The organism is Vibrio sp. Vb1755 (assembly GCF_033338635.1).
GTDB classification, from domain to species: Bacteria; Pseudomonadota; Gammaproteobacteria; order Enterobacterales; family Vibrionaceae; genus Vibrio; species Vibrio alginolyticus.
In genome coordinates this window covers 160,315-169,811 of sequence record NZ_JAWOTA010000009.1, presented here as the reverse complement: position 1 = coordinate 169,811, position 9,497 = coordinate 160,315, and the positions used below count along the sequence as shown (strand labels likewise).

Here is a 9,497-nt window from a genome sequence, read left to right as displayed (position 1 = left end):
TCATCGCCAATGAATTCTTCACCAATGATGAAGGCTTGAGCTAAGCCGTCTGGACTTGGTTGAATCGCGTATTGCAACTCAATGCCAAACTCTGAGCCATCACCCAATAGGCGCTGAAATCCTTCCTGGTCTTCTGGCGTGGTGATGATCAAGATTTCACGAATGCCCGCAAGCATCAGTACTGACAACGGGTAGTAAATCATTGGTTTGTCATAAACCGGCAGTAACTGCTTAGAGACACCGCGTGTAATAGGGTAAAGGCGAGTGCCCGAGCCACCTGCTAAAATAATGCCTTTCATTATTCGCCCGCTCCTAATCGCTCTAAACTGTATGAACCATCAAGCACGCGTTGCCACCATTGCGGGTTGTTTAGGTACCATTCCACGGTTTTACGAATGCCGCTTTCAAAGGTTTCTTCCGGCGTCCAGTTAAGCTCTTGAGCAATCTTGGTCGCATCAATTGCGTAGCGCACATCATGACCGGGGCGATCTTTGACATAAGTGATCAAAGATTCATAAGACTCAACACCTGCCGGCTTGTCTGGTCGCAGCTCTTCAAGCAAAGCACAAATGGTTTTCACTACTTCGATGTTTGCTTTTTCGTTATGGCCACCGATGTTATAGGTTTCACCGACTTCACCTTCGTTGACTACTTTGTAAAGCGCGCGGGCATGGTCTTCCACAAACAGCCAATCTCGGATTTGCATACCATCACCGTACACAGGCAACGGCTTGCCATCGAGGGCATTTAAAATCATCAGAGGGATCAACTTCTCTGGGAAGTGGTACGGACCATAGTTGTTGGAGCAATTGGTGACAAGTGTCGGTAAACCATAAGTACGCTGCCAAGCGCGAACTAGGTGATCGCTCGAAGCTTTAGATGCAGAATATGGGCTGCTCGGCGCGTATGAGGTGGTTTCGGTGAACAAATCATCCGTTCCCTCTAGATCGCCATACACTTCATCCGTAGAAATATGATGAAAACGGAATGCCGATTGGCGCGCTTCATCTAAGCCCGACCAATATTGACGGGCCGCTTCGAGCAGATGGTAAGTGCCCATCACGTTGGTCTCAATAAAAGCAGCAGGACCATCAATAGAGCGATCGACATGAGACTCAGCCGCTAAATGCATAACCATATCGGGTTGATGCTCTGAAAACACGCGATCTAGTTCAGCTCGGTCACAAATATCTACTTGCTCAAAGTAGTAACGTTCACTCTCTGAGACATCAACCAGTGATTCTAGATTCCCTGCGTAGGTCAGTTTATCTAAATTGATGACGGTATCTTGGGTGTCACGAATGATATGTCGGACAACAGCTGACCCAATGAAGCCTGCTCCACCGGTTACTAATATTTTCATTACAAATGTTACCTACGTTAATTTTTGTGCCATCAGATACACATGAATACTTTATGATTATTGTAGTTTATAGACTCACTCGAGCATCGTGAGACTCAAGAAGGCTTACTTAGAGCAATCAATATAAAATGATAAAAAACTCAATTAAGATTGAGAAGCATAACCGTCCTGAAAATGTTCAAAATCGGACTCTTGCCAAATAATCTGTCGCTTTAAACGCTCTTTATTAAATGAACGCAGAAGTCTATTTAGATTTTGATGCTTCCAGTCACCAGAAGTTTCAAAACGACACTTATCAAAATCGATAATCCATACCTTATCTTTGTCGTCGATCAAGATATTGTGGATATTCAAATCGGTATGGTTAACGCCAACCTGATGCATCTTGGCAATTTCTTGCCCTATTTTCTGATACATTTCTACCGATAAAGACTGTTCTTGCAAGATACTAACCAGATCTCTGGCGTTTGGGATTCGCTCACTTAATAAATCAGCTTGATAGAAGAGTCCTGACTTTACGGCTCTTGCTGCAATAGGACGAGGAACGTGTACCCCAGCCTCAATTAGCGCCAACAAAAGCTGAAACTCTTGCGCACAACGGGTGTTATCCCAGCCAGAGAACCAATAATGATCGTTAACTAACTTCCCAAACAAACCGCCACGACGGTAATGACGTAGTGCCGCTTGCATGTTCTCTAGTTGGATAAACCATGTCGTGCCTCGCCCCGTCGCACTGCCAACCACCTTGTCGGAGGACTGCCAGTATTCCGCATCAAATATCGGTTGGCTAGGGTCTGTAATGATCTCGTCATCAAACCAGATCACTTGGTTGTTGTTTTTATACTGTTGAGTCATACGCTCACCCTCTAGCCTAAATACCGGCTGGCTAATATATACAACCAAGTAAATGCAGCAAACGCCAAAGCAACCATAACGGCAGCAGAGCCTATATCTTTAGCTCGACCACTGAGTTCATGCCGTTCAATACCGATACGATCCACTACCGCCTCAATCGCTGAGTTTACAAGCTCTACAATCAAGACTAATACCACGACCCCGATCATTAAGATACGCTCAACCATGCCGACATCCACTAGCCAAGCCAAAATCACAGCAATACTCAAAAGAGCCAACTCTTGTCGAATGGCAGCTTCATGCTTAAAAGCCGCTTTTAATCCTTGGATCGAATAACCCGTCGCTTTAACGATGCGCTTTAGCCCGGTGTTACCCGGCTTGCCAGATTCTTGCGATTGATGTGGTGTTGTCTTTGACATTGCAGAACACTTATCAGTACTTAGCTATATTCGAGCCGTGTATTTTACATTTATTGGGGATGTCTGCATAATTTACCTGCCTCTATTCATCGAATCAGACAATAATTATGTTCACTTCTGCCCCATCGTCACTATGCGTCTTGCGTTTGTCAGCTATCGGAGACGTTTGCAATACTATCGCCACCATTCAAGCTATTCAGAAATACTGGCCTTCGACCCAGATTACTTGGATAACGGGTAAACTTGAAGCCCAGTTATTAGCCGCCATCGATGGTGTAGAAGTGATTGTTTTTGATAAAAAAGCGGGACTTGATGGCTACAAATCGCTTTGGCGACAGCTGAAAGGCAGAGAGTTTGATGCGCTATTGCATATGCAGTACGCGATTCGAGCGAGTGTCGCAACGTTGGGCATTAAAGCAAAATACAAACTTGGTTTCTCTTTTGATAGAAGCCAGGACTTTCAAACACTATTTACCAATGTCAAAGTGCCTTCCCCGCAATCTCTGCATGTCGCAGATGGCTTAATGGCCTTTGCCCATCAAATTGGGGTACCAAAGGCAGAACTAGACTGGGTACTTTCTTATTCAGACCGCGACCAAGCTTGGGCAGAGTCTCATATTTCTCGTAGTAAACCTAACCTGTTGATTGTGCCTGGTGCGAGCAAAGCTTATAAAAACTGGAACGCGGAAGGTTATGTGGATGTGATTCATCACGCCAGAGCAAAAGGCTGGAACGTGATTCTGGCAGGCAGCCCTGCTCAGGTAGAATTGGACCTGGCAGAGGCCATTCAATCTCGCTTGGAAGAACCGTGTCTAAATTTAGTTGGACAAAGCTCAATTCTGCAAATGCTTGCGTTAATAGATAAGGTTGAAATGGTCATCGCCCCCGATACCGGACCAGCACACATGGCAAATGCCATGAAAACGCCAATCATCGGGCTCTATGCACACCATAACCCGCTGCGAGTGGGACCTTACCGCTACCTAAAATACGTTGTCTCGGTTTATGAAGAAACAATCTTTGCGGAAACAGGCAAAAATAGTCACGAGTTAAGCTGGCGAACTCGCGCTAAAGATGAAACGGCAATGAACCGCATTACCAACACTCAAGTAATGAGCATGTTCGATCAAGTCTTAGAAGATTTGTATCCTCAATACCAGTAAACTTACTGTCTTGATTTGTTAAGAAGGAAATGACCTTGTCCAAACCAACCTTAGCCGTTGCCTTAATTGTAAAAAATGAAGAGAAGCACTTACAAGCTTGTCTAGACACAGTAAAAGATTGGGTCGATGAGATTGTCCTTCTAGACTCGGGCAGCACTGATCGCACTGAAGAAATCGCCCGACAATACACAGATAAGTTTTACACCAACCTATATTGGCCAGGATTCGGTAAACAGCGCCAACTGGCGCAGCAATACGTTACGGCAGACTACGTTTTGTGGCTTGATGCGGACGAACAAGTCACTCCAGAGCTAAAAGAAAGTATCTTACACGCGGTATCAGCCAATAAGCCGAACGTTTTATACAAACTTAATCGACTAAGCTCAGCGTTTGGTAAGTTCATCTACCATTCTGGTTGGTCTCCAGACTGGATTGTGCGCTTATATCGCACCGAATATACGCAATATAATGATTCGCTCGTTCATGAAAAAGTTGATGAGAAAAACTATCAAACTGAAAAGTTGGATGGTCGACTGCATCACTACACTTACGAGCACCTTCATCATTACATCAATAAAACCACTGGTTACCTCAAGGCCTGGACGGATGAACGTGAAGGTAAAAAGAAAGCAGGTTTAACGACCGCTATCGTTCACGCTCTTGCGAGCTTTTTGAAGATGTATGTGCTCAAACGAGGTTTCCTTGATGGCAAGCATGGCTTCATTCTAGCTTGGCTAAGCATGCACTCTACTTTTGTAAAATATATCGATCTCTACTTACGTGAACAGGCAAAAAAATCATGAAAACGACTTTAATTATCACCACTTACAACTGGAAAGAAGCATTAAAAGCGGTGTTAGAAAGCGTGAAACGTCAAACCGTTTTGCCTGACGAAGTAATTGTTGCAGATGATGGCTCTCGAGAAGACACCAAAGCAATGATCGACCAACTGCGTGACGGCTTTCCAGTACCACTTATTCATAGCTGGCACGAAGATAATGGCTTTCAACTTTCAATGAGCCGCAACCGTGCGATCGCAAAAGCATCAGGTGACTACCTCATCATGATTGATGGCGACATGGTGTTGTCTCAAACGTTTATTGAATCACATAAGCAAGTCGCAAAGCCAAATTGGTTTGTGCAGGGTGGACGTGTGTTAACGGATGAAAGCTGCAGCAAGGCCATCATGGAAAACGGCTTAGTGCCTTCCATTTTCAGCAAAGGCATTCGCAATCGTAAAAACTGCATCACCAACGCTTTGCTATCGAAATGGTTCTCTTACGAGCGCAATAACGATAAAGCCACTCGCGGTTGCAACATGGCGTTTTGGCGACAAGATGTCATCGAGGTGAATGGCTTCAACCAAGATTTTGTTGGATGGGGACGCGAAGACAGCGAGTTTGTTCATCGCATGTTGAATGCGGGTAAGTCACGTCTTTACCTAAAATTCGCAGGTGTAGGCTACCACTTGTACCACGTAGAAAACTCTCGTGCGTCACTCGGACAAAATGACGAGATTTTAGAAAACACCATTAAAAACAAGCTTAAACGCTGTGAGAATGGTGTTGATCAGTTTATTTCAGAGGATTGCAGCTATGAATAAAAAAGTGATCTATCCTGGAACTTTTGATCCAATTACTAATGGCCATCTAGATTTAATCGAACGTACAGCAAAAATGTTCGACTCAGTAACAATTGGAGTTGCAGCTAGCCCTTCGAAAAACACCATGTTCTCGTTGGATGAGCGTGTAGACCTGGTCCACCAATGCTGTCAACACTTAAGCAATGTCAACGTTGTCGGCTTTAGTGGTTTACTTGTGGATTTCGCCAAAGAACAACAAGCCTCGATCCTAATCAGAGGGCTTCGCACAACAATGGACTTTGAGTACGAGTTTGGTTTGACGAGCATGTACCGTAAGTTACTACCCGGACTAGAAAGTATTTTTCTTACCCCTTCTGAAGAGTTCGCGTTCTTGTCCTCAACAATAGTAAGAGAAGTAGCGATTCATGGCGGAAATGTCGCCCAATTCGTTCCGAATCCTGTAAACACAGCCATCTTAGAAAAACTACGTTCAGCATGAAAAAGTTAAAGTATTACTTATCTAACGGAATACTCGCTTATTTACCTTCTTTTTTGTTTCGTTATTCCGCAAAAAAACTGTTAGTACGTGCTCCAAGCTATGATGAAGAGTACTTGCGTGAACGAGTTAATTACTACAATAAACATACCACGAGCTTCGAACTGACTCCTCCAGATCTTACGAAAGTAAAAGACTTTAAAAAAACCGGCGGCAGCGCTTATTACTATGATCTGTTGAAGGTTATTAAATGCTTCCCTAAAAAGGCCGTCTTCAAATATGTCAATGGCGATGTCATTGATGTACCAAACGAGCCGAGTTTTTTAAAAAGTCGACCTATTGAAGGAGAGAACACTAACTCGGTCCTACTAAAGCTAAACGCCGTTAGACACTACTTTTTTGTGGATAAAGACAAGCCGTACCAAACTAAAAAAGACATGATTGTATGGCGTGGGACGGGATTTCGACCAAATCGAAGAAAACTACTTTCTTGTCATTTCCATAATCCTCGCTGCAACATCGGTCGAGTGGATACGCAGGATAAAGATCCAGAACAACTGAGCTACGTGACCCCTTCAATGAGTATCTCAGAACAACTTGAGTACAAATTCATTCTAAGCTTGGAGGGAATGGACGTCGCAACTAATCTTAAGTGGATCATGTCCTCCAATTCTTTGTGCTTTACCCCTAAACTGCGCTACGAAACATGGTTTATGGAAGGGAAATTAAAAGCGGGTGTGCACTTTGTTCAAGTCAAAGATGATTTTTCTGACCTAGATGAAAAAATGGACTACTACTTGGAACACCCTGACAAGGCAGAAGAAATTATACAGAATGCTCACCAATGGGTTGAGCAATTTAAAGATACTAAAAGAGAAAGGTTGATTTCCCTATTAGTCGCAGAGAAGTATTTTAATCTTGCAGAAACAAGAAGGGTTACCTAAATCTATTAGGTAACCCTGAAACAACTAGTAATTGTACTTAACTTTATTGATAACACGCTGAATCATATTAAGGGGATTAAAAGTCTTTTTCCCCTTACGTTTATTAGCAATGCTAGTCAGGTTATCTTCTCTTTTCGCTACCACTATTGGGCTGATGTAACCATAACAACCACTTAATTTTGGAATCGATAACCACTTGTCAATTGGCACAGCATAAGCCGTTTTTTTCATGCTGCTTAATAGATCTCTAGCTCTTAATGGTGTAATGCCATAGCACACGGTTGGAAATGGCTTCTTTTCTTTTACATCTGATATTTTAAAAGGTTTTTCTGGGTCTAAAATGTAGCAGAAGTTAGTAAAGTTCACTAAGCCACAACTTTGGATATAAGCTAGTACGTCATCAGCAAGTAACCTTGATGCTTCACCGATGAACTCAATATTGTCTTCAATAACAATCGCAGGCGTTCCTGACGCAACAATCAATTCCCATGCTTGAGAGTGTGTCTTAAAGCAACCAATCTCTCCAGCCATGATCGCTTTTTGGCGAAACTTATGAGAGTAACTTTCATACTCTTTCTCTAGCTTAAGAAGATCATCATAAGAATCTGAGTAAACAAATTCAAAATCGATACCCTTTAGGTAATTTTGAATGCGATTTACTCGCTCTTCATTTCCAGTTGTAATAACAAACACTTTCAATGGTGTATTACTGCTTAGTTCCACCGTTAAACCCTCAGCTGATTTAGTGCAGCTCAGTATAGTATCTACCCCAATAATTATTAGCAAGGATACTCATTGTTGAGCGAAAGCTATCAATAACTCTGCAAGCCTATTACTTCTGACACTCACTACAAAAGAAGGTATTACGTTGGCCAATCTTTAGCTCTTGAAGTCGTTCGCCGCACTCTGGGCATGGCTCTCCTGCTTTTCCGTAAACCAATAACTCTTGTGCAAAGTAACCCGGCTTTCCATCGGCTTGCGCAAAATCTTTCAGCGTAGTCCCACCTTGCGTAATGGCAATCTCAAGTGTCATTTTGATATTTTCAACAAGTAACCCCCACTCTTGAGAAGTCAACTTACCTGCGGGCCTTGAAGGGTGAATTCGAGATTTAAACAACGACTCATTCGCGTAGATATTTCCGACACCAACCACGACTTTGTTGTCCATGATGAACTGCTTGACGGCGACACGCTTATTTTTAGCTTTCTCCGCTACATATTCCGCATTGAACTCTTCAGTTAAAGGCTCAGGCCCCATGTTTGCTAGCACAGCATGTGACTCGCCAGGAGCACACCACAGCCATGCCCCAAAACGACGCGGATCGTTATAACGCAGTATTTTTCCACTGCTTAGTTTGAGATCCACATGATCGTGCTTTGCTGGCGGAAAGTCAGCATCTAGGACACGTAAAGACCCAGACATGCCCAAGTGAACAATGGCTGTACCTGTGTTTGTCTCGATCAGTAAGTATTTCGCACGACGGCTAATCGCACGGATCACCTGCCCTTCCAATTTTTTAAGCTCTGTAGGAATATCCCAGCGCAATTTAGGCGTTCGAAAAGTAAACGACTGGATCGTTTGTCCAACCATGTGGGGGCTAATCCCCATACGGCTGACTTCAACTTCTGGCAACTCAGGCATTAGATTCTCCAATTCACCGGCTAATAGTTCTCGCTGCTAGCATAATCGAAAAGAAAAACGATAAATAGGGAAGCTTATTAGGGGTATAGACGCAAAAAGGCTTTACTCTGGCATAAGGTAGTTTTCATCAACGGAGATAGCGACCCATTTGTCTTGCCAGGTTTTAAATAGCCAAAAATCAGGTAAACGAAAGAAAGTCACCCGCTGCGGCTCTTCGAGAGCCTGATACCAGACTTCTACCGTTTCAGGTACCGCTAGGTTAGGTTTTAAATGGTCGTACTGTTCTGAGGTAAGCTCGGTCCCTTCCAATGATTGCCAGCGTGATACAAGTTCACTGATCGGTGCATCAACTTTGATGTTGGATTGCCACCGTCCATCATGCAGCTCGAACTCCCAGCCACTATAGTACAAAGACTCCACCGTATAGTCGGAGCGAAGTACATTTGGGTAAGGGTCTGCTTGGGCTGTTAATAGGTAAGTTTTGATCCACATCGGCGCATTTAAGATCACTATAAACGCGATAATGCCCAGAATAAGAATATTGTTCCATCGGCGGCGACGAGCCGGACTCACACGCATAACCATCTCTACTCTCTTATAGTTATGAGTAAATTACCAAAGAGTATTGAGGTTGACTAGAACAATGGTGTGCAAGTATGTAGAGAAGCGGTGACCAAGCGGTATAGGACGATAAATTAAAAATTCGAGTATAGAGTCGGACCAATAAAATGACGTTAGCAGTACTTTATAATCCGATGACGTACTGAACACTTTTCTTCAGCATTTTTATTCAGGTAATAAAAAACCCAACTCGAAAGTTGGGTTTTTCAATTCATCAAAGAGACTGAAACCAATTATTTGATTTTTGCTTCTTTGTACATAACGTGCTGGCGAACTACTGGATCAAACTTTTTGATCTCAAATTTGCCTGGCATGTTACGCTTGTTCTTATCAGTTGTGTAGAAGTGGCCTGTACCTGCAGAAGATACTAGACGGATTTTCTCACGAACGCCTTTCTTTGCCATTGCTTATT

General features: G+C 43.3%; 13 protein-coding genes. 5 read left to right on the top strand and 8 right to left on the bottom strand.

Annotated features, from left to right (window positions below; all coding sequences use genetic code 11):
* The 4 genes from R7E00_RS11045 to R7E00_RS11030 form a co-directional block, all read right to left on the bottom strand.
* Positions 1 to 299 (bottom strand): sugar phosphate nucleotidyltransferase (locus tag R7E00_RS11045; protein WP_276464448.1); only part of this gene is annotated, 299 nt, incomplete at its 3' end.
* Entirely contained in the window at positions 299 to 1,363 is a 1,065-nt protein-coding gene (gene rfbB / locus R7E00_RS11040; protein WP_017634983.1) for a dTDP-glucose 4,6-dehydratase, read from the bottom strand. The genes rfbB and R7E00_RS11045, both read right to left, overlap by 1 nt.
* A 144-nt stretch (positions 1,364 to 1,507) precedes the next feature.
* Entirely contained in the window at positions 1,508 to 2,218 is a 711-nt protein-coding gene (locus R7E00_RS11035; protein ID WP_005379425.1) for a 3-deoxy-D-manno-octulosonic acid kinase, read from the bottom strand.
* Between the two features lie 11 nt (positions 2,219 to 2,229).
* A complete protein-coding gene (locus R7E00_RS11030; RefSeq protein ID WP_005395798.1) occupies positions 2,230 to 2,637 on the bottom strand; it encodes a diacylglycerol kinase in 408 nt (135 codons plus the stop codon).
* A gap of 107 nt (positions 2,638 to 2,744) precedes the next feature.
* Here R7E00_RS11030 and R7E00_RS11025 point away from each other — a divergent pair, with 107 nt between their 5' ends.
* Genes R7E00_RS11025 through R7E00_RS11005 form a run of 5 tightly spaced genes read left to right on the top strand, consistent with a single transcriptional unit; the run spans position 2,745 to position 6,822 of the window.
* Positions 2,745 to 3,800, top strand: a complete 1,056-nt coding sequence (locus R7E00_RS11025) for a glycosyltransferase family 9 protein (RefSeq protein WP_054574193.1) — start codon at positions 2,745 to 2,747, stop codon at positions 3,798 to 3,800.
* A 35-nt stretch (positions 3,801 to 3,835) separates the two neighbouring features.
* Positions 3,836 to 4,603, top strand: coding sequence for a glycosyltransferase family 2 protein (locus R7E00_RS11020; protein ID WP_054574294.1), 768 nt, complete (start codon positions 3,836 to 3,838; stop codon positions 4,601 to 4,603).
* Complete coding sequence (locus R7E00_RS11015; protein WP_054574192.1) at positions 4,600 to 5,403, top strand: glycosyltransferase family 2 protein; 804 nt, start codon at positions 4,600 to 4,602, stop codon at positions 5,401 to 5,403. Before R7E00_RS11020 ends, R7E00_RS11015 begins: the two co-directional genes overlap by 4 nt.
* Positions 5,396 to 5,881 carry a pantetheine-phosphate adenylyltransferase gene (gene coaD / locus R7E00_RS11010; protein ID WP_017449082.1) on the top strand — a complete coding sequence of 162 codons (486 nt, stop codon included), beginning with the start codon at positions 5,396 to 5,398 and terminating at the stop codon, positions 5,879 to 5,881. Before R7E00_RS11015 ends, coaD begins: the two co-directional genes overlap by 8 nt.
* Positions 5,878 to 6,822, top strand: coding sequence for a glycosyl transferase family 90 (locus R7E00_RS11005; protein ID WP_213961940.1), 945 nt, complete (start codon positions 5,878 to 5,880; stop codon positions 6,820 to 6,822). The genes coaD and R7E00_RS11005 overlap by 4 nt, the downstream gene beginning before the upstream one ends.
* Positions 6,823 to 6,846: 24 nt before the next feature.
* Here R7E00_RS11005 and R7E00_RS11000 read toward each other — a convergent pair whose 3' ends face one another.
* The 4 genes from R7E00_RS11000 to rpmG all read right to left on the bottom strand — a co-directional run bounded on the left by R7E00_RS11000 (position 6,847) and on the right by rpmG (position 9,489).
* Positions 6,847 to 7,545, bottom strand: a complete 699-nt coding sequence (locus tag R7E00_RS11000; RefSeq protein ID WP_017449080.1) for a glycosyltransferase family 25 protein — start codon at positions 7,543 to 7,545, stop codon at positions 6,847 to 6,849.
* A gap of 109 nt (positions 7,546 to 7,654) precedes the next feature.
* A complete protein-coding gene (mutM, locus tag R7E00_RS10995) occupies positions 7,655 to 8,464 on the bottom strand; it encodes a bifunctional DNA-formamidopyrimidine glycosylase/DNA-(apurinic or apyrimidinic site) lyase (RefSeq protein ID WP_053349744.1) in 810 nt (269 codons plus the stop codon).
* A 102-nt stretch (positions 8,465 to 8,566) separates the two neighbouring features.
* Positions 8,567 to 9,043 (bottom strand): hypothetical protein, encoded by a 477-nt coding sequence (locus R7E00_RS10990; protein WP_085569736.1) that lies wholly within the window; start codon positions 9,041 to 9,043, stop codon positions 8,567 to 8,569.
* A 275-nt stretch (positions 9,044 to 9,318) separates the two neighbouring features.
* Entirely contained in the window at positions 9,319 to 9,489 is a 171-nt protein-coding gene (gene rpmG, locus R7E00_RS10985; protein ID WP_004410866.1) for a 50S ribosomal protein L33, read from the bottom strand.
* Positions 9,490 to 9,497: the final 8 nt, after the last annotated feature.